A 19,509-nucleotide genomic window follows, 5' to 3' on the forward strand; every position below is an offset into this window, starting at 1 on the left:
CCGGACATGGAGAAAAACACCCAGTCGCTCGTCGTGCCCGCCAAGTGGGGCCTACCCTACGCGGAGGACGAAGTGAAACCTACGATCCAACGCGAGCAGAGCTATATCGTCGCCATCGCGGTGCTGACGATCATCGCCTGGCAGACCGAAATCGGAACGCTCGCCCTCCTGCCGTTTACGCTGTTGGCAACGTGGTTTCACGAAATGGCGCACGGGCTTGCAGCGGTCGCGCTGGGCGCCGATTTCGAACGGCTCGTGATCTACGCAAACGGTTCGGGATTTGCCGAGTATTCGGGCCGCATGTGGGGTATCGGGCAGGCGATCGTGGCTGCCACCGGACTGCTCGGTCCGACGATCGCCGGGTGCCTGATGATCATCGCCTCCCGTTCGCGACGCGCTACCCGGTGGGTGTTGCTGGCTCTGGGGGCGGCGCTTGCAGTTTCCACGCTGATCTGGGTCCGGTCGATCGTCGGATGGATCGTGCTGCCGGCGATTGCGGTCGTCTCGCTTTACATAGCGCTGCGCGGAAACGAGAAATGGCAGCGGATCGCGGTCGAATTTCTCGGCGTGCAAGGAGCGGTGAGCGTCTACCAGGACCTTGGCTACCTGTTCAGCCCGGGCGGTTATGTCGGGGGACATCTGGTCCTCTCGGACACGGGGCGGATCGCCGATGCGTTGTTCCTGCCCTACTGGTTCTGGGGCGGGGCGATCACCGTCGCCATCGTCGCGATGGTCTGGAAATCCCTGCAGATCGCGAGTCGCTACTGACGCCCGCCATACCGCTATGCGAAAAGGGCGGCCCCGCTAGGGACCGCCCTTTTTTCAATCTCGCTTTCCTTGCGGCTTATTAGCGCGAGTAGAACTCGACCACGAGGTTCGGTTCCATGGTGACCGGATAGGGCACTTCGTCGAGCTTCGGCACGCGGGTGAAGGTCACCTTGTCGTTGCCGTCGGGCGCGACGTAGTCGGGAATGTCGCGCTCGGGCAGGCTCTGCGCTTCGATGACCAGCGCCATTTCCTTCGCCTTGCTACCGAGGCTGACGACATCGCCGACCTTCACGCGGGCCGAGGCGATGTTGGTCTTCACGCCGTTGAGGTAGATGTGGCCGTGGCTCACGATCTGGCGGGCGGCAAAAATGGTCGGCGCGAACTTGGCGCGATATACGACCATATCGAGGCGCTGTTCGAGCAGGCCGATCAGGTTCTGGCCGGTGTCGCCCTTCATGCGCGAGGCTTCCTGGTAGGTGCGCTTGAACTGCTTCTCGGTGACGTCGCCGTAATAGCCCTTGAGCTTCTGCTTGGCGCGCAGCTGCAGACCGAAGTCGCTCATCTTGCCCTTGCGGCGCTGGCCGTGCTGGCCGGGGCCGTAGGAACGCTTGTTGACCGGGGAGTTCGGGCGACCCCAGATGTTTTCACCCATCCGGCGGTCGAGCTTGTACTTGGCGCGGGTGCGCTTCGTCATAGATATTTCCTTCAATTTGCTGGGCCACCCCATCGGTGACCATCCAACCCGGCATAGCACCGCTGATCGTCGATCAGCGCGGCTTCCGCTTCACCGGGGTGCGGAGCCAATTCGCGAAGGCGCGCTCCTAGCAATATCGTGCAGCGCGTCAAGCGGTAACATAGGCGCTCGACAAGCGGGTTCAAGCGCGGCAGGGCGCAGTGCCATGAGTGACGAATTCAAACTGCCTGAAGACTGCACGAACATGACCGAAGTGCGTGTTGGGGTGGATACCACCGACCGCGAGCTGATGGAACTGCTCGACCGCCGTTTCGGCTACATGCGGGCCGCCGCCCGGATCAAGACCGACCGCAGCGTGGTGCGCGACGAAGGGCGCAAGGCGGAGGTTATCGCCAACGCCCGTGCGGATGCGGAGGGCAGGGGACTTCCTGCGGACGGGATTGTGAAGATCTGGGAAGAGCTCGTCGAGACCTCGATCGCCTACGAACTGGTCGAATGGGATCGGATCAGAACTTAGGCTCGCGCTGGAGCGAGGACAGCACACCGCGCAGGGTGCGTACTTCGAGGTGGTTCCAGCCCGGTTTGGTCAACACACCGCGTAAGGTGCGTCTCGTGGCTTCGGCGCGGGACTCGGGTCGGAAATAACCCTTTGGCTCGAGCATCGCCTCAAGATGGGCGATGAGCCCGTCGAGGTCCTCCTGCGGCGCGGGGGGCAGCAGCTCTTCCTGCGTGGGCTGCACCAACGCCTCGTGCTTCGACCATTCATAGGCGCACAGGATCACCGCCTGGGCGAGATTGAGCGAGCCGAATTCGGGATTGATCGGGACGGTTAGGATCGCGCGGGCCAACGCCACGTCCTCGGTTTCCAGCCCCGAGCGTTCGGGGCCGAACAGGATCGCGCTGCGCCCTTGCGCCCCTGCCATCTCGCGGCTCGCTTCCTCGGGCGTGACGACCGGTTTCGTCACGCCGCGCTTGCGGACCGTGGTGGCGTAGACATGCGCGCAATCGGCGACCGCTTCGGCGGTCGAGGCATAGACCCGCGCGCGTTCGAGCACGGTATCGGCGCCCGATGCTGCCGGCCCCGCGGAAGGGTTGGGCCAGCCGTCGCGCGGCTCGACCAGCCGCATTTCGGTCAGGCCGAAATTGAGCATCGCGCGCGCAGCCTTGCCGATATTCTCGCCCAGTTGCGGGCGGACCAGCACCACGATCGGCTTGCGGGTGTCAGCCTCGCTCATTGGCGGCCGCTTCATGGACGGTGCTGGCGAATTCCTCGAAATCGCGCGCCTCGCTGAAATCCCGATATACGCTGGCGAAGCGGATATAGGCGACGCTGTCGAGACCCTTGAGCCCATCCATCACCATCTCGCCGATGCGTTGCGACGGCACTTCCGCTTCGCCGGCAGTTTCGACCTGCCGCTGGATGCCCGATACGAGTTGGTCGATGCGTTCCTGCGGCACGTCGCGCTTACGGCAGGCGAGCGAAATCGACTGCTCGAGCTTGCTGCGATCGAAGGGCTGGCGACGGTCGCCCGACTTGACCACGGTCACCTCGCGCAGCTGCACGCGTTCGAAGGTCGTGAAACGTGCGCCGCAGCTCGAACATTGGCGGCGGCGGCGGATCGAGGTCGAATCCTCGGTGGGACGACTGTCCTTTACCTGGCTGTCGTCATGGGCACAGAATGGGCAGCGCATTTACGGTCGGAGGCGCTTGTACAGCATGAAGCCCGCGCCCGCGACGAGGCCGATGGGCCAGGTCACGACCGGCAGGATGCCGCCCGCGATCGCACCGACTGCGGCACCGGTCAGAACCGGCTTGGTAGACGGATGGTTGAGACCCTGCTTGGCCATGCCCTTGATTTCGTCACCGGCGTCGGAAACCAGATCGTGATCCTGATACCGGTTTTCGTGCCCCTGGGGTTCCTTGTCGTCCATCGTCTGTCTCCTTAGCGGCCGGGATAGACGGGGAAAGCGGCGCACAATTCGGCGACCTTTCCGCGCACCTGCTCTTCGACCTGGCCATCACCTTCGGGGCCATTGCGCGACAGACCGTCTACCACTTCGCAGATCAGCGCGCCAATCTGGCGGAACTCGTCAGGTCCGAAACCGCGCGTGGTGCCGGCCGGGGTGCCGAGCCGGATGCCGCTAGTCACGAACGGGCTGCGGGTGTCGTAGGGGATGCCGTTCTTGTTGCAGGTCAGCCACGCGCGATCGAGCCCGGCTTCGGCGGCCTTGCCGGTGACGTCCTTGGGCGTCAGGTCGACCAGCATCGAGTGATTGTCGGTGCCGCCCGAGACAACGCGCAGGCCGTTTGCCTCGATGCCCTCGGCCAACGCGCGGGCGTTTTCGACCACACTATTTGCATAATCCCTGAAATCGGGGCGCAGCGCCTCGCGGAAGGCGACCGCCTTGGCGGCGACAACATGCATCAGCGGGCCGCCCTGCATTCCGGGGAACACCGCCATGTTGATCGGCTTGGTCAGCTCTTCGTCGTCCCACAGAATTACGCCCGAGCGCGGCCCGCGCAGGCTCTTGTGCGTGGTCGATGTTACGACATGCGCATGCGGGAAGGGCGAGGGATGTGCGCCGCCCGCGACGAGCCCCGAAATGTGGCTCATATCGACCATCAGATAGGCGCCAACCTCGTCCGCCACCTTGCGGAACGCCGCCCAGTCCCAGACGCGCGAATAGGCCGTGCCGCCGGCGATGATCAGCTTGGGCTTGTTGGCCTTCGCGATCGCCATGACTTCGTCCATGTCGATCAACTCGTCGTCCTTGCGCACGCCGTAGCTGACCGGATTGAACCACTTGCCGCTCATGTTGACCGGCGAGCCGTGGGTAAGGTGACCGCCCGAATTGAGGTCGAGACCCATGAAGGTGTCGCCCGGCTGCAGCAGCGCAAGGAACACCGCTTGGTTCATCTGGCTGCCCGAATTGGGCTGGACGTTGGCGAAACTGCATCCGAACAGCTGCTTCGCGCGTTCGATGGCCAGCGTTTCGACCACATCGGCATAATCGCAGCCGCCGTAATAGCGCTTGCCCGGATAGCCCTCGGCATATTTGTTGGTGAACACCGAACCGGTTGCTTCGAGCACTGCGGTGGAAGCGATATTCTCCGACGCGATCAGTTCGATCTTGTCCTGCTGGCGGGCAAGTTCCTTGCGAATCGCTGAGTGGATCTCGGGGTCGGCCTCGGCGAGCGTGTCGTGCCAGAAACGGTCCATCGGGTCGCGGTCGGTGTTTGCGGGCTGGGTGGCCAAATCAGATCTCCGGATTGGAAAGCTTGTCGACGCGGCGCTGGTGGCGACCGCCGGCGAATTCGGAATCGAGGAAGGCGGTAAGGCACGCCTTGGCCATGTCGCTGCCCGTCAGGCGCGCACCCATGGCGATACAGTTGGCGTTGTTGTGTTCGCGCGCGAGGCTGGCGGAGAGTGGTTCCGAGACCAGCGCGCAGCGCACGGCGGGGTTGCGGTTGACGCTCATCGAAATACCGATACCCGAGCCGCACAGCGCGACACCGCGCTCGGCTGTGCCATCTGCAACGACGCTCGCCAGCTTGTAGCCGAAGTCGGGATAATCGACGCTCTCGGTGGTCTCGGGGCCAAGGTCCGCGACCTCGTGGCCCTGCTCGATCAACCAGTCGCGCAGCTCGGCCTTGAGGTCGATGGCGGCATGGTCGGAGGCAATGGCGATACGCATGGGTGCCACATAGGGATTTACGGACCGGCAATCCACCGTCTTGAGTGGTCATCCACGGGTCACTCCGGTGGAGTTCAGGTCAGGCGCGTGATCGCATCGCGGATATGCTGGATAGAATAGGGCTTAGTGATGGTGGGAACCCGCTGGAAATCGGGAGGATGCTCCGCATCGCCATAACCGGTGGCGAAAATGTAGCCGATGCCTCTTCCCTCAAGGTCGGATGCGAAACCGTAGCTCTTCGTGCCCCGCAAGTTGACATCGAGAATAGCCCAATCAGGCTTGATATCGGCCAGCAAATCCTCGGCCTCGTCCAGCGCTGTCGCGACCGATACACTCGCACCTTCGGCAACCAGCATGTCCTCGAGTCCGAACGCAATGATCGGCTCGTCTTCGACAATCAGTACATGGCGCCCATCGAAATTCATGGCGATGCCTCCAAGTGGCAATGTAGCCCGTCGCGGTTGTATTCGAGAGAAACCCGATCATCGCGATTGCCGAAGCCGCGTGAAATCAGGCGCGACCCGAAACCCGGTTGATCGGGTTGCTCGACAGGTGGGCCGCCACTTTCGCGCCAATCCAGGATGAGGCGTGGCGAACCGTCCGCTTCGTGCAATTCCCAGTCGATGGCTACGCGTCCCTTATCGTTGGATAACGCGCCGTATTTCAGGGCATTGGTTGCCAGCTCGTGGATTATCATGGCCAGTGCGACCGCCTCTTGCGGGTGGAGGGTTACGATTGGCCCCTCTACGGAATAACGCGTCGTGTCGCTGCCGGCCGTAGCGGCCAGTGACTGCTGGACGATCGTTTCCAGATCGGCCATTTTCCAGTTGCAGTCGGTCAGAAGATTATGCGCGCTGGCCAAAGCTGCCAATCGTGCAAGGAAGATGTCGAGGCCTGCCCTCTCCCCAAGCTTACCAAAGGATTGCTGGGCCAGGCTTTGTACGATCGCCAGCGTGTTTTTTACCCGATGGTTCAGCTCGTTGATCAGCAGTTTCTGGCGGTCCTGCGCCTCTACTTCCTCCGTGACGTCGTAACCCTGGACGAAGACGCCGGTCACGTCGCCCGAGGGTTCGGAAATGGGTTGGAAGATGAACTCCAGATGGAATTCCTGTCTTGCTCCCGTATCGGGCTGGGTCAGCGCGACAAGTTCGCGGTTCCCGAAGTAAGGGCGGCCGGTATTCATGACCTTGTCGAGTGTATCGACAAACCCCTGTTCCACGATTTCCGGGATTGCTTCCGATACGGTGCGTCCCACCAGTTCGCGATTGCCGAGCAGGGAGCGATAAGCGGCGTTGGCCAGGAGAAATCGGTGTTCCGGGCCGGTAAGGACCGCAACGAAACCGGGTGCTTGCTCGATGAGGTTCTTCACGCGAACCAATTCGTCCGCGGCGCTCTGATACCGCTTCTCCACGCTTCGAGCGCGTTCGACGACACCTGCGGTATCGCGTAGGCGGCGCAATTCCTCGAGCTCGGTGATGTTGACGGTATGCTGGAGGATACATGCCACGCTTCCGTCGGGATTGCACAACGGTGTGTGGGTCGCGCTCCAGTAGTGCGTGTCGTAGGTGCCGTAGGGGTTGGCGATGTCATAGCGTATATGCGCAATCTCGTCGGACTTCCCGGTCTCGATTACGCGGCGCAGCGATCCGTTCAGTTTGCGAAAGCTTTCGCCCTCACTCGGAAAAGCTTCGAACAAGTTACGACCGATAATCTCCTCACGATCGCGCATGGTGACCGTGAGGTAGGCCTCGTTCATCCAGACTATCGCGTAATCGCGGTCGAACAGGACATAGGGATTGGGCGAACTCGCAAGGAGCTCCTCGAAGTCGATTGCTGAAACGGTGTCGAGAATGCGCGTGTCCCCCGAGGCTGGCTCCACTCGCCTTGCGGGCCGCCGTCCATCTACATCACGCAATCGCTTACTGAGCGGGTTGTTCCCGACAATCACAGCGATCACCGAGAAAGGCAGAAGGCCTTCGGCTCGCGGCCAAAGATGTGGCGCCGTGGGTCGGGCTTGTCCCCTATTGGTCTAGGAAGCTGCGCATTTTTCTCGACCGGCTCGGATGCTTGAGCTTGCGCAGCGCCTTTGCTTCGATCTGGCGGATACGTTCGCGGGTCACCGAGAACTGCTGGCCGACTTCCTCGAGCGTGTGGTCGGTGTTCATACCGATGCCGAAACGCATGCGCAGCACGCGTTCTTCGCGAGGGGTGAGCGAGGCGAGGACGCGGGTGACCGTTTCCTTGAGGTTCGCCTGGATCGCCGCATCGACCGGGATGATTGCGTTCTTGTCCTCGATGAAATCGCCGAGGTGTGAGTCCTCCTCGTCGCCTATCGGCGTTTCGAGGCTGATCGGTTCCTTGGCGATCTTCATCACCTTGCGCACCTTCTCGAGCGGCATGGAGAGCTTTTCCGCCATCTCTTCGGGCGTCGGCTCGCGGCCCTGGTCGTGCAGGAACTGGCGCGAACAGCGCACCAGCTTGTTGATCGTCTCGATCATGTGGACGGGGATGCGGATCGTGCGCGCCTGGTCGGCGATCGAGCGGGTGATCGCCTGGCGGATCCACCATGTCGCGTAGGTGCTGAACTTGTAGCCACGGCGGTATTCGAACTTGTCGACCGCCTTCATCAGGCCAATGTTGCCTTCCTGGATCAGGTCGAGGAACTGCAGGCCGCGGTTGGTGTATTTCTTGGCGATGGAGATCACGAGGCGCAGGTTCGCCTCGACCATTTCCTTCTTGGCGATGCGCGCCTCGCGCTCGCCCTTCTGGACCTTGTTCACGATCCGCCGGAATTCCTCCAGCGCCATGCCGGTCTGCGCCGCGATGTCCGAAATCTCGGCACGAATGCGCTCGACCGCATCGGCTTCCTTCTCGGCGAAGGCGGCCCACTTCTTGTCCTTCTTGGCGCGTTCCTTCAGCCAGCTGTCGTCGAGTTCGTTGCCGATATAGGCATCGAGGAAGTCGATCCGCTTGACCTTGTGCCGCTCTGCCAGGCGCAGCATCTGGCCACCCAGCGCGGTCAGGCGGCGGTTGAAGGCATAGAGGTTGTCGACCAGGAACTCGATCTTGGTAGCGTGGAACTGGACGCTTTCGACTTCGGCCGTGAGCTGTTCGGAAAGCGCCTCGTATTTCTTTTCCTTGGCCGGCGAGAATGCTTCACCCTTCGCCATGACATCGACCCGCTCCTTCTGGAGCTTCTCGAACTTGCCGAACAGGTCGGTGATGCGGGCGAAGCGTTCGATGGCGTCGGGCTTGAGCGCAGCCTCCATCTGGGCGAGGGACATGGTGTTGTCCTCTTCCTCGTCATCGTCGCTCTTGGACGACCCTTCTTCGCCGTCCTCACCGTCTTCGTCCGAATCGCCGTCGTCGTCATCGTCGCGGATCGTGGGACCGGCGGTCTCTTCGGAAATCTCGCCGTCGTCGTCTTCGTCCTCGCCCTCTTCCAGCTTTTCGGGCGGGGGTTCTTTCGAGAGCATGGCGTCGAGATCGAGGATCTCGCGCAGCTGCATTTCCTCGGCGTTCAACGCCTCGGACCACTGAATGATGGCGTGGAAGGTGATCGGGCTCTGGCACAGGCCCATGATCATCATGTCGCGGCCGGCCTCGATCCGCTTGGCGATGGCGATTTCGCCCTCGCGGCTGAGCAGTTCGACCGCGCCCATTTCGCGCAGATACATGCGCACCGGGTCGTCGGTGCGTTCGCCGCCGGTGGCCTTCTTGGCGGCGGGTTTGGCCGCGGCCTTGGTATCCTTCTTGGCGTCGGAGGCGATTTCCTCGACCTCGGCGGCCTCTTCGGCAGCGGCCTCGGCCTCCTCGTCGCTTTCGACGATCTGGACGCCCATGTCGGATAGCGCTGACTGGATGTCCTCGATCTGGTCCGAACTCATTTCGCCCTGCGGCAAGGCGTCGTTGAGCTCGTCGTAAGTGACGTAACCCTTCTTTTTCGCCTTGGTAATGAGCTTCTTGACCGACGCTTCGTTGAGATCGATCAGGGGAGCGTCGCCGTCGTCCTTGGTCTTCGACTTGGTGGCCATAGAGATTTCAAATCCAGTCTAATACTTCCGGCGGGCCGCGTTCCCGCCAAGATCATGCATCCGATTCGCCGTCTGCCGCAGCTTTCCTGCGACCGAAACGCTTCAACCGCTCGTTTAGTGCCAGCAACCGCTCGCGCAATCGGGCCTGTTCGGCGATGGAACCTTCCGGATCGCGTTCGAAACGCGCTGTTGCTTCCGCCAGGGCGGATTCCAGCGCCGGCCTTTCGACCAGCAGCGACACGGCCTCGGCCAGATCCTCGCGCGCGTCACCTGGGTCTGTGCCTTCATCGAGGAAGGCGAAATGAGCTTTTTCCGGTGGGGCAGGAAGGCCTCGTTCGAGCGATATGGTCGATTGCGCGGACAAATCAAGCGTCTCGGCGGCTTCAAGCAACGAATCGAGCGCGGGGCCGACATTTTGGTCACGCCGCGCGAGATCGGAAAGCGCGTCCTCGTGGCGCAGGATCTGGTCGGGAAACTTGACCAGTCCCGCAATGACGGCGCGGGTGAATGCGTCGCGTGCACCGCCCTTCATCGCGCGAGTCAAACTATCCCGCGCATCGGGCGAAAGCGTGGGCGCCGGCTGCCTGATCCCGCCTTTCTTCCATTCACCCCGAGGCCGGAATTCGCGCGGCGCTCTGGGCGGGAAAGCGAAAGCGGAAAACCGTTCGAGCAGTTCGCGCTTGTAGAGCGCGCGGATATCGGGATGCTGGATGCTGTCTACGTGGTCGAGCAGGCGCGCTTTGAGACCCGCCTTTTCTTCCGGAGAATCGAGCGGGGCGTAGGACTTCTCGAACTCCCACAGCGTGTCGAGCAGGCTGGCAGGTCGCGCGAGCAAATCCTCCAGCGCACCGACGCCTTGCTCGCGCAGCAGGTCGTCCGGGTCGAGACCGGCAGGCAGACGGACGATCGACAGCGAATGGCCCGGGCGCAGCATCGGCAGCGCGCGCGAGATTGCCCGCATTGCGGCGCGCTGGCCGGCATTATCGCCATCGAAGCACAGGATCGGTCGCTCGACCTGGCGCCACAACAATTCAATCTGGTTTTCCGTCAGCGCCGTGCCAAGCGGAGCTACCGCTTCGCCGATACCGGCGTTCGCCAGCGCGATCGCGTCCATATAGCCTTCGACCACGATGATGCGCCCGCTCTGCCGCGCGGCGGGCGCGGCGCGGTGGAGATTGTAGAGCGTGCGCCCCTTGTCGAACAGCGGTGTGTCGGGACTGTTGAGGTATTTGGGCGCCTTGGGATTGGCCTCGCTGTCGAGGATGCGGCCGCCGAAGGCGATCACGCGCCCGCGCGTATCGTGGATCGGCAGCATCAGCCGCCCGCGAAACCGGTCGTAGGGTTCGTTGCCTGCCCTGGACCCCGATCCGGGGTCATCGATCCTGATCCGCATGCCCGCTTCGATCAGCATGGGCTCTTCGAATCTACTCAGCGCCCGCTTCAACGCCTGCCGGTCCTCGGGCGCATAACCGAGGCCGAATTCGCGAATGGTGGCATCTGAAAAGCCGCGGCGCCCGAGATACTGGCGCGCCTGCGCACCCTCGGCCCCGCGCAAATTGCCTTCGAACCACTCCTGCGCGGCGGCGGTGACATCGTGCAGGCTGGCACGCTTCTCCGCCCGTTGCGCGGCACGTGGATCGGGCGCGGGGACTTCCATTCCGGCTTCCGCCGCCAGCTCTTTCACCGCGTCCATGAAGGGCATGCCGCGCTGGTCGGTCAGCCAGCGGATCGCGTCACCATGCGCCTCGCAGCCGAAGCAGTGGTAGAAGCCTTTCTCGTCATTGACGTAGAAGCTGGGCGTCTTCTCATTATGGAACGGGCAACACGCCTTGAACTCGCGCCCGGCCTTGGTCAGCCGCAGGGTACGACCGATCACTGCGGACAAGGTGGTCCGCATGCGCAATTCGTCGAGCCATTGGGGGCTTAGCACGGCTCACCCATCTCCGTTCGTGTCGAGCGCAGTCGAGACACGCTCGCGCGGCGGTTTGGCGAAATAGGATAGTCGATCCCAATCTCCTGCCGCGAGCGCTTCCTTCTTGGCACGCGACCATTTCTTCACGCGCAATTCGCTTTCGAGAGCTTCGTCACGCGTTGGGAATTCGTCGGCCCAAATCAATGTCACCGGTCGACGGTGAGTCGTGAATTTGCAGTATCCGCCATGGTGATGTTCCGCGATGCGGCGCTCGAGATCGTCGGTATGGCCGGTATAATACTTCCCGTCAGCGCATTTCAAAATGTAGCACCAAAAGGGCATCGCGGATATCCAGGCCAGTGTGTCTCGACTGCGCTCGACACGAACGGATGTTTTGGGATTCAACCAGTGTGCCGTTCGCCTCGAGCGAAGTCGAGGGCCCCTAGCAATTAGTTACGCGAACCCTCCACAGGCTTATCCTCAGGCGGGAAGGGGCCGGTGGCGGCGACTTGGTTGCCTTCGATCTCGAGGAGATAGGCTTCTGCCGGCCCCTGCGGGGGCAGGGTGGACTGCCACCAGAAAGTCATCGTGCTGCCCGGCTTCCATCCGGATCCACGAACCACGCGCCAAATCAGGCTGCCATTGTCGCTGCTGATCGAAATTGCATCGGGATCGCCCAACGCGGCCTCGGCTTCGGCGGTCGAATAACCGATCGATTGGTTGAACCCGCTTGCCTTGCGGATCGTGCGGAAGAGGGTGGGCGCAGTTTCGACCACCTCGGGACCATCGGTAGGCGCGGCCTCGGCGGTCTCGTCCGCGTCGGCAAGCGTGATCCGGTGGACGTAGGTATAGGCGGTTTCTGCGGGCATCTCGCTGGGATTGCACGCCGCCACTCCCGCGGGGCAGGCGACATAGCTGACGAGCGTCCCGATCTGGCGATTGCCGGCACTCAGCACGGTTTCGACTTCCGGCCCCTGCGGCCCGACGATCTTCGCGCCCAGCGTCGAAAGGTCGAGATCGGCACCGACAAGGGTTCGGGGGGCGGCGATGGTTGGCGAGGGAGTGGGCGCGGGTTCGGGTTCGGCAGACCCGCAGGCGGCGAGCATCAAGACCCCGGCGGAGATCGCAATCGTCGACAGGCGCATCGTCAGGACATCCTTCCTCGCCTCACAGGGCAGGGGCGTTGCAGGCGTTGGCCGCGCCCGGAGCATCGCCGGGATAAGGCCCGGCGCCGGTCGCGCGGGTGTAATTGGCATTGATCGCATAGGCCGGTGCGGGACCGGCGGGGGGCACGGTGGACTGCCACCAGAAGGTGAGCGGTTCGGCCTGTTCCCACTGGTCGCCGCCATCGCCGGCGCTGACGGTCCACACCAGCGCACCGTCGTCGCAGGTGACGACGACATCGGCCTTGGCCCCGATCGCGGCCATCGCTTCGTCCTTCGAATAGCCGACCGCGCCGGTGAATCCGGTGGCGGGACGCGTCATGCGGAAGGCGGTCGCGCGCTCGACATCCGAAGAATCGGCGCCTTCCCCGCTGCCGCTGTCGGGCTCGTTGTCCTCGCCGGGATAGACCACATGGACATAGGTATAGACCGTGCCCTCGGGCGCGGTTGCCGGGTCGCATTCGGCCATGCCCGCCGGGCAGGCGACATAGCTGCGCATATCGGCGAAATTGCCTTCCGGATTGGATAGCGCGGTTTCGACTTCGGTGCCCTGGGGGCCGACGATCTTCGCACCCAACTCGAGATCGAGGAAGTCGACCGCTTCGATATTGCGCGCCAACGCCTCCGCTTCGCCATCGCTCGCTGCCGTTTCAAGGTCGGTCGGCGGATCGTCCGCGCCGGAGCCGCAGGCGGCAAGCACGAGTGCGAAGGAGAGGGCGACGGGCGTCTTGGTCATGACAGTGCTTCCTTTACGAGGCCGCTGGCCTTGCTCATGTCGAGGGTAGCGCCATGGCGGGCTTTCAGTTCCCCCATCACCCGGCCCATGTCCTTCATCCCTTCGGCGCCAAGCTCTTCCTTGATAGCGGCGATCGCGGCGCGGGTTTCCTCCTCGCTCATCTGCTTGGGCAGGAATTCCTCGATCACCGCCAGTTCGGATTTTTCCTTCTCGGCAAGTTCGGTGCGGCCGCCGCTTTCGTACATTTCGATCGATTCGCGGCGCTGCTTGGCCATTTTGAGCAGCACGTCGGTGACCATCTCGTCGTCCTCGGGTTTCTTGTCGGCGGTGCGCAGTTCGATATCGCGATCCTTGATCTTCGCGCCGATCAGCCGGAGCGCGGCAGTGCGGTCCTTGTCCTTGGCCTTCATGGCGGTGACGGTCTCGGACTGGATTTTTTCGCGGAGCATGCTGCCTCTTTGCGCTAAGCTGTGGATGGTTGGCGCCACATTTAGAAGAAGCTGGCGCAAAGCCAAGTGTTCCGCTTGACGGAACCGGTCCACGGCTCTAGCGGCTGAGGCTTAGCAACATCGCTGGAAACCCTCTTACCCGGAGCGCCCATGGCCCTGTCCGCATCTTCGCACGCGCAACCTAAAGATGCCACGGGAGTCCTGGTGCTGGGAGATGGCACCGTCATCTGGGGCAAGGGCTTCGGCGCCAGCGGCTCGGCGGTGGGCGAGGTCTGCTTCAACACCGCGATGACAGGTTACCAGGAAGTGATGACCGATCCTTCCTACGACAGCCAGATCGTCACCTTCACCTTCCCGCATATCGGCAATGTCGGCGCGAACGAGGAAGACCATGAGAGTCGGGGGCTGGGTGCGGTCGGCTGCGTGACGCGGCAGGAAGTGACCCCGCATTCGAACTTCCGCGCGCAGAACGAATTCGTCGAATGGATGAAGGATCATGGCAAGATCGGCCTGTCGGGGGTCGACACCCGTGCGCTGACTCGCCGCATCCGGCTGTCGGGCGCGCCCAATGCGGTGATCGCGCACAGTCCGCGGGGTGAATTCGATCTCAAGGCACTGAAGAAGCAGGCCGCCGAATGGAGCGGGCTCGAAGGGCTCGACCTCGTCCCCGGCGTGACGCGCGAGGGACAGGAAGACTGGACCGGCGGCCACTGGCAACTCGGTTTCGGTTATACCGAGGGCGGGGCGGAGAAGCCGCATGTCGTCGCGATCGATTACGGCGCGAAGGACAATATCTTCCGCAATCTCGTGAAGGTGGGAGCGAAGGTCACGGTCGTGCCCGCGCGCACCTCCTTCGACGAAATCATGGCCTTGAGCCCCGACGGCGTGTTCCTATCGAACGGTCCGGGCGATCCGGCGGCGACGGGTGAATACGCCGTGCCGGTGATCAAGGCGCTGCTCGAGGCGGATGTGCCGCTGTTCGGCATCTGCCTCGGCCACCAGATGCTCGGCCTCGCGGCGGGTGCGAAGACCGCCAAGATGTTCCAGGGCCACCGCGGCGCCAACCACCCCGTCCAGCGCGTCGGGGAAGGGTGGGGCGAGAGCACCGGGCTCGTCGAGATTACCAGCATGAACCACGGCTTCGCGGTCGACGGCGAGACGCTGCCCGAAACGGTCGAACAGACCCACGTCTCGCTCTTCGACGGCACCAATTGCGGCATTGCGATCAAGGGCAAGAAGGCGTTTGGCGTCCAGTACCACCCCGAAGCAAGCCCCGGCCCGCAGGACAGCTTCTACCTGTTCGAGAGATTCGTGGGGATGTTGGGGTGATGGCTATCCGCATCGCTAAACTGAAGGACGATATTCTACTTATCCTCTATGATTACATGCTGACCTCTGATCATGAAGGTTTTTGGTTCAGTATCCCAGCTATAACGGAGGCGCTACCGCCTTCGGCGTCCGGTGCGTTTGTGCAGAGGTCACTCGATGCGTTGATAGCCGAAAAGTTGGTCGAGCAGGGCGGTTCGGACGTTCTCAAATCAGATCTATTTGCTTTGACTGAACATGGGATCGCAAAGGCTGAGAGCTTGATCGAAGAGCGCGGGGTGGACATTGATGATTACGAACCTGCCCCAGATGCGGATTTGATCCTGTCTCGGCTGCATGAGCCGGAGAAGTTCTCGGCGGTTGCTGAGAACCTCAAAATGCTCGGGCGTGAAATTGATAAAAGCAATTCATTCGCCGAAGAGACAGCCGAAAACGACGATCTAATCCGGGGTGAGATTGAAGCAGCCAATACGCTGATGACTGCGAGCCGTGTCCGGGTTTCTCGATTGCGGGCACTCGTTCTCCCAACACTTCGTTACCTCGCAAAAACTTTTGCTGATAAATCGATAGGCGAGCTAGCAACCCGACTAATCGCTCTTCTCATTGGTCTGGATTCCTAATGCCGAAACGTACTGACATCTCCTCGATCCTCGTCATCGGTGCCGGTCCGATCACCATCGGCCAGGCCGGCGAGTTCGACTATTCGGGCACGCAGGCCCGCGTCTGATGCGTGTCGCGGCCCTTTTTGCGGTGGGGCTGGCGACGGCTGCCGTCGCGCAAGAGCCCGACCCACATGAAGTGCAGCTCACGCCCGGCGTCACCTTCACCGGCGACGGCGGGATCGAGCGGCTCGAAGGTGTCGATGGCACCGTGATCGCAACCTTCTGGCGTCCGATGCAGTACGAAACCGCCGCCGGGCCCGTGGCCGGCCGCATGGATTGCCGCGCAACCGCGGGATGGTCGCCTTTCTCGGCAGCGCTATTTGCGCTCGACGGGGTTCACGCGGCACAGGAAGACCGCCTCTCCTCACGCGGACTGACCGAGATCGAGCGGCATGAACAGGATGGCGAGCAGGTGCGCCAGCTCGACGTCACCATGCGTGGTACCGGCCCGCTGCGCTATCATGTGCTGACCTACATCGCAGTGCGGACGGGCGACGATATCGTCTCGATCCGTCGCGATTGCGTTTTTCCGCGTCGCAGCGGCGTGAGCAAGGCGGATTATCGCCGGCTCGCGCGGCTGCATACCGATTTCACCGTCGTCCTCCCGCCACCCGCCTCGCCGCTGGCGCAGGATACGCCCAGTCTCGAAACGCTTTCGGAAGTTCCTCTCTGATGCCCAAAAGAACCGACATCTCCTCGATCCTCGTCATCGGCGCCGGTCCGATCATAATCGGCCAGGCCTGCGAGTTCGACTATTCGGGCACGCAGGCGATCAAGGCGCTGAAGGAGGAGGGCTACCGGGTCATCCTGGTCAATTCCAACCCGGCCACGATCATGACCGATCCGGAAATGGCCGACGCGACTTATGTCGAGCCGATCACGCCCGAGATCGTAGCCAAGATCATCGAGAAGGAGCGACCCGACGCGGTGCTGCCGACGATGGGCGGGCAGACGGCGCTCAATTGTGCGCTCGACCTTGCAAACCAGGGCGTGCTTGAGAAATTCGGCGTGCAGATGATCGGCGCCAATGCCGATGCCATCGACAAAGCCGAGAATCGCCAGCGCTTTCGCGAAGCGATGGACAAAATCGGCCTCGAAAGCGCGCGCAGCGGGGTGGCGAACACGGTCGACGAGGCCTTTGCGGTGCTCGAACGCACCGGCCTGCCTGCGATCATCCGCCCCAGCTTCACGCTGGGCGGCACGGGCGGCGGCATCGCCTACAACAAGGCCGAGTTCGATCGCATCGTGCGTGAAGGTCTCGATGCATCGCCCACCACCGAAGTCCTGATCGAGGAATCGCTCCTCGGTTGGAAAGAATACGAGATGGAGGTGGTGCGCGACCGCGCGGACAATTGCATCATCATCTGTTCGATCGAGAATGTCGATCCGATGGGTGTGCATACAGGCGATTCCATCACCGTCGCGCCGGCGCTGACGCTGACCGACAAGGAATATCAGATCATGCGCACCGCCAGCATCAACGTGCTGCGCGAAATCGGCGTGGAAACAGGTGGTTCGAACGTACAGTTCGCAGTCAATCCCAAGGATGGCCGCCTGATCGTGATCGAGATGAACCCGCGCGTCTCGCGCTCCTCGGCACTGGCATCGAAGGCCACCGGCTTCCCCATCGCCCGCGTCGCGGCGAAGCTGGCGGTTGGCTACACGCTCGACGAGATCCAGAACGAGATTACCGGCGCGACGCCCGCGAGTTTCGAGCCGACGATCGACTATGTCGTCACCAAGATCCCGCGCTTCGCTTTCGAGAAGTTCAAGGGTTCGAAGAACGAACTGTCGACCGCGATGAAGTCGGTCGGCGAAGTCATGGCGATCGGTCGCTCGTTCCAGGAAAGCATGCAGAAGGCGCTGCGCGGTCTCGAAACCGGGCTCGACGGCTTCAACCGCATCGCCGAGTTCGAGGGCGTCAGCCGCGAGGTCATCACCGCTTCGCTATCGCAGCGCACGCCAGACCGCATCCTCAAGATCGCGCAGGCCTTCCGCGAGGATTTCACGGTGGAGGAGGTGGCGCGCATCACCGGGTTCGATCCATGGTTCCTGCGCCAGATCGAGGCAATCATCTACGAAGAGAAGATGATCGGCCACAACGGCCTGCCCAATGATGCAGCCGAAATGCGCCGCCTCAAGGCCATGGGCTTCTCCGACAAGCGCCTTGCCACGCTGGCCGTGCGCTCGGTCGGCGTCGCAGGCGGTCTGGGCGAAACCCAGGCTAAGCGCTCGGGCCTGCTACACGACGCATTGCGTGCCATGGCGGGCGCGACCAGCGAACAGGAAGTGCGCGATCTGCGCCGCAAGCTCGGGGTCTATCCGGTCTACAAGCGCATCGACAGCTGCGCCGCCGAGTTCGAGGCGATCACGCCCTACATGTATTCGACCTACGAGGCGCCCAGCTTCGGCGAGCCCGAGGACGAGGCGATGCCGTCGGACCGCAAGAAGATCGTCATCCTCGGCGGCGGACCCAACCGCATCGGGCAGGGCATCGAGTTCGACTACTGCTGCGTCCATGCCTGTTTCGCGCTCGCCGAAGCCGGGTTCGAGACGATCATGGTCAACTGCAACCCGGAAACCGTCTCGACCGATTACGACACTTCCGACCGTCTCTATTTCGAGCCGCTGACCGAAGAAGACGTGCTCGAAATCATGCGCGTCGAAATGTCGAAGGGCGAGGTTGTCGGCACCATCGTCCAGTTCGGCGGGCAGACACCGCTCAAACTGGCGGCCGCGCTCGAGCGCGAAGGTATCCCGATCCTCGGCACCAGCCCCGACGCGATCGACCTTGCCGAAGATCGTGAACGTTTCGCCAAGCTGGTCAACAAGCTCAGGCTGATGCAGCCGATGAACGGTATCGCCAAGAGCCGCGACGAGGCCGCCGCCGTGGCTGCACGGATTGGCTATCCGGTACTCCTGCGCCCGAGCTACGTGCTCGGCGGACGGGCGATGGAAATCGTCGACAGCGAGGCGCAGCTCGACGATTATATCAACACGGCGGTGAACGTCTCGGGCGACAGCCCGGTGCTGGTCGACCAGTATCTGCGCGATGCGATCGAGTGCGATGTCGATGTCGTCGCCGACGGCTTCGAGGTCCGCATCGCGGGCGTCATGCAGCACATCGAGGAGGCCGGGGTGCACTCGGGCGACAGCGCCTGCACGCTGCCGCCCTACAGCCTGCCTGCCGAGATCATCGAGGAAATGTCCCGCCAGGCGACCGAGCTCGCCAAGGCGCTGAAGGTGCGCGGCCTGATGAACGTGCAGTTCGCGGTGAAGGACGGCGAGGTCTACCTCATCGAGGTGAACCCGCGCGCCAGTCGCACGGTGCCCTTCGTCGCCAAGGCCATCGGGCAGCCCATCGCCAAGGTCGCCGCACGCGTTATGGCGGGCGAGGGGCTGCACACATTCGAGCCGTTCGACCTCTATCCCGACCACATGGCGGTGAAGGAGGCAGTGTTCCCCTTCGCGCGTTTCCCGGGCGCCGATCCGGTGCTGTCGCCCGAGATGAAGTCGACCGGCGAAGTCATGGGCATCGACCGCGGCTTTGCCGCAGCCTTCCTCAAATCGCAGCTGGGCGCGGGCATGACGCCGCCGCAATCGGGCACGCTGTTCGTCTCGGTCAAGGATAGCGACAAGCCGCTGATCGTGCCCGCGGTGAAGACGCTGCTCGACAAGGGCTTCCGGGTCATCGCCACCGGCGGCACGCAGACCTACCTTGCCGAACAGGGCCTCGACGTCGAACCGGTCAACAAGGTAGCCGAAGGGCGCCCACACATCGTCGATGCCATCATCGACGGCGAAGTGCAGCTGATCTTCAACACCACCGAGGGCTGGCAGTCGCTGCTCGACAGCAAATCGATCCGCGAGGCCGCGTTGGAAAAGAAGCTTCCCTACTACACGACGGCCGCCGCATCGCTTGCCGTCGCGCAAGCAATAGCAGAGGTTTCGCCGGACCAGCTTGAAGTGCGTTCGTTGCAAGACTATTATAGCTGACGACGAACACTCAGCTCACCCCCCGACATCCGAACCGATTGGGTTCCGCATTCCGGCGGACCAGGTTCGAATT

20 protein-coding genes are annotated in these 19,509 nt (G+C 62.8%); 6 read left to right on the forward strand and 14 right to left on the reverse strand.

Going from position 1 to position 19,509, the window contains the following annotated elements; translation table 11 throughout:
* Positions 1 to 6 precede the first annotated feature (6 nt).
* A complete protein-coding gene (locus tag ASS64_RS01390) occupies positions 7 to 768 on the forward strand; it encodes a M50 family metallopeptidase (RefSeq protein ID WP_083508106.1) in 762 nt (253 codons plus the stop codon).
* A gap of 79 nt (positions 769 to 847) precedes the next feature.
* Here ASS64_RS01390 and rpsD read toward each other — a convergent pair whose 3' ends face one another.
* Positions 848 to 1,462 (reverse strand): 30S ribosomal protein S4, encoded by a 615-nt coding sequence (gene rpsD / locus ASS64_RS01395; RefSeq protein ID WP_067690276.1) that lies wholly within the window; start codon positions 1,460 to 1,462, stop codon positions 848 to 850.
* Between the two features lie 205 nt (positions 1,463 to 1,667).
* On the opposite strand from rpsD, the gene ASS64_RS01400 reads away from it, so the two are divergent.
* Complete coding sequence (locus ASS64_RS01400; RefSeq protein WP_067688675.1) at positions 1,668 to 1,979, forward strand: chorismate mutase; 312 nt, start codon at positions 1,668 to 1,670, stop codon at positions 1,977 to 1,979.
* Here ASS64_RS01400 and ASS64_RS01405 read toward each other — a convergent pair.
* From ASS64_RS01405 to ASS64_RS01465, 13 genes are all read right to left on the reverse strand, one after another.
* Positions 1,969 to 2,697: an RNA methyltransferase gene (locus ASS64_RS01405; RefSeq protein WP_067688678.1), complete on the reverse strand. Its 729-nt coding sequence runs from the start codon at positions 2,695 to 2,697 to the stop codon at positions 1,969 to 1,971. The two genes, ASS64_RS01400 and ASS64_RS01405, sit on opposite strands and share 11 nt — an antisense overlap.
* Positions 2,684 to 3,154, reverse strand: coding sequence for a transcriptional regulator NrdR (nrdR, locus tag ASS64_RS01410; protein ID WP_067688681.1), 471 nt, complete (start codon positions 3,152 to 3,154; stop codon positions 2,684 to 2,686). Before nrdR ends, ASS64_RS01405 begins: the two co-directional genes overlap by 14 nt.
* On the reverse strand, positions 3,155 to 3,394 hold the full coding sequence (locus ASS64_RS01415; RefSeq protein ID WP_198147611.1) for a hypothetical protein: 240 nt from the start codon (positions 3,392 to 3,394) through the stop codon (positions 3,155 to 3,157).
* An 11-nt stretch (positions 3,395 to 3,405) separates the two neighbouring features.
* Entirely contained in the window at positions 3,406 to 4,683 is a 1,278-nt protein-coding gene (glyA, locus tag ASS64_RS01420; protein ID WP_067690282.1) for a serine hydroxymethyltransferase, read from the reverse strand.
* 37 nt (positions 4,684 to 4,720) lie between these two features.
* On the reverse strand, positions 4,721 to 5,158 hold the full coding sequence (rpiB, locus tag ASS64_RS01425; RefSeq protein WP_067688683.1) for a ribose 5-phosphate isomerase B: 438 nt from the start codon (positions 5,156 to 5,158) through the stop codon (positions 4,721 to 4,723).
* Between the two features lie 74 nt (positions 5,159 to 5,232).
* Entirely contained in the window at positions 5,233 to 5,583 is a 351-nt protein-coding gene (locus ASS64_RS01430) for a response regulator (protein ID WP_067688686.1), read from the reverse strand.
* Positions 5,580 to 7,037 carry a sensor histidine kinase gene (locus ASS64_RS01435; protein ID WP_234002281.1) on the reverse strand — a complete coding sequence of 486 codons (1,458 nt, stop codon included), beginning with the start codon at positions 7,035 to 7,037 and terminating at the stop codon, positions 5,580 to 5,582. The genes ASS64_RS01430 and ASS64_RS01435 overlap by 4 nt, the downstream gene beginning before the upstream one ends.
* A 142-nt stretch (positions 7,038 to 7,179) precedes the next feature.
* A complete protein-coding gene (gene rpoD, locus ASS64_RS01440; RefSeq protein WP_067688689.1) occupies positions 7,180 to 9,192 on the reverse strand; it encodes an RNA polymerase sigma factor RpoD in 2,013 nt (670 codons plus the stop codon).
* Between the two features lie 52 nt (positions 9,193 to 9,244).
* Complete coding sequence (gene dnaG / locus ASS64_RS01445) at positions 9,245 to 11,122, reverse strand: DNA primase (protein WP_067688691.1); 1,878 nt, start codon at positions 11,120 to 11,122, stop codon at positions 9,245 to 9,247.
* Positions 11,123 to 11,125: 3 nt separating this feature from the next.
* Positions 11,126 to 11,446 carry a GIY-YIG nuclease family protein gene (locus tag ASS64_RS01450; protein WP_067688693.1) on the reverse strand — a complete coding sequence of 107 codons (321 nt, stop codon included), beginning with the start codon at positions 11,444 to 11,446 and terminating at the stop codon, positions 11,126 to 11,128.
* A 107-nt stretch (positions 11,447 to 11,553) separates the two neighbouring features.
* A complete protein-coding gene (locus ASS64_RS01455; protein ID WP_067688696.1) occupies positions 11,554 to 12,249 on the reverse strand; it encodes a hypothetical protein in 696 nt (231 codons plus the stop codon).
* 22 nt (positions 12,250 to 12,271) lie between these two features.
* Positions 12,272 to 13,003, reverse strand: a complete 732-nt coding sequence (locus ASS64_RS01460) for a hypothetical protein (protein WP_067688699.1) — start codon at positions 13,001 to 13,003, stop codon at positions 12,272 to 12,274.
* Complete coding sequence (locus ASS64_RS01465; RefSeq protein ID WP_067688701.1) at positions 13,000 to 13,452, reverse strand: GatB/YqeY domain-containing protein; 453 nt, start codon at positions 13,450 to 13,452, stop codon at positions 13,000 to 13,002. The genes ASS64_RS01460 and ASS64_RS01465 overlap by 4 nt, the downstream gene beginning before the upstream one ends.
* 150 nt (positions 13,453 to 13,602) lie before the next feature.
* On the opposite strand from ASS64_RS01465, the gene carA reads away from it, so the two are divergent.
* The 4 genes from carA to carB all read left to right on the forward strand — a co-directional run bounded on the left by carA (position 13,603) and on the right by carB (position 19,436).
* Positions 13,603 to 14,781: a glutamine-hydrolyzing carbamoyl-phosphate synthase small subunit gene (carA, locus tag ASS64_RS01470; RefSeq protein ID WP_067688705.1), complete on the forward strand. Its 1,179-nt coding sequence runs from the start codon at positions 13,603 to 13,605 to the stop codon at positions 14,779 to 14,781.
* Complete coding sequence (locus ASS64_RS01475) at positions 14,781 to 15,398, forward strand: hypothetical protein (RefSeq protein ID WP_067688709.1); 618 nt, start codon at positions 14,781 to 14,783, stop codon at positions 15,396 to 15,398. The genes carA and ASS64_RS01475 overlap by 1 nt, the downstream gene beginning before the upstream one ends.
* Positions 15,399 to 15,504: 106 nt before the next feature.
* On the forward strand, positions 15,505 to 16,113 hold the full coding sequence (locus tag ASS64_RS01480) for a hypothetical protein (protein ID WP_067688712.1): 609 nt from the start codon (positions 15,505 to 15,507) through the stop codon (positions 16,111 to 16,113).
* The gene (carB, locus tag ASS64_RS01485) at positions 16,113 to 19,436 is read left to right on the forward strand and encodes a carbamoyl-phosphate synthase large subunit (RefSeq protein ID WP_067688715.1); all 3,324 of its coding nucleotides are present in this window, start codon (positions 16,113 to 16,115) and stop codon (positions 19,434 to 19,436) included. Before ASS64_RS01480 ends, carB begins: the two co-directional genes overlap by 1 nt.
* Positions 19,437 to 19,509: the final 73 nt, after the last annotated feature.

The organism is Erythrobacter sp. AP23 (assembly GCF_001542855.1).
GTDB lineage: Bacteria > Pseudomonadota > Alphaproteobacteria > Sphingomonadales > Sphingomonadaceae > Qipengyuania.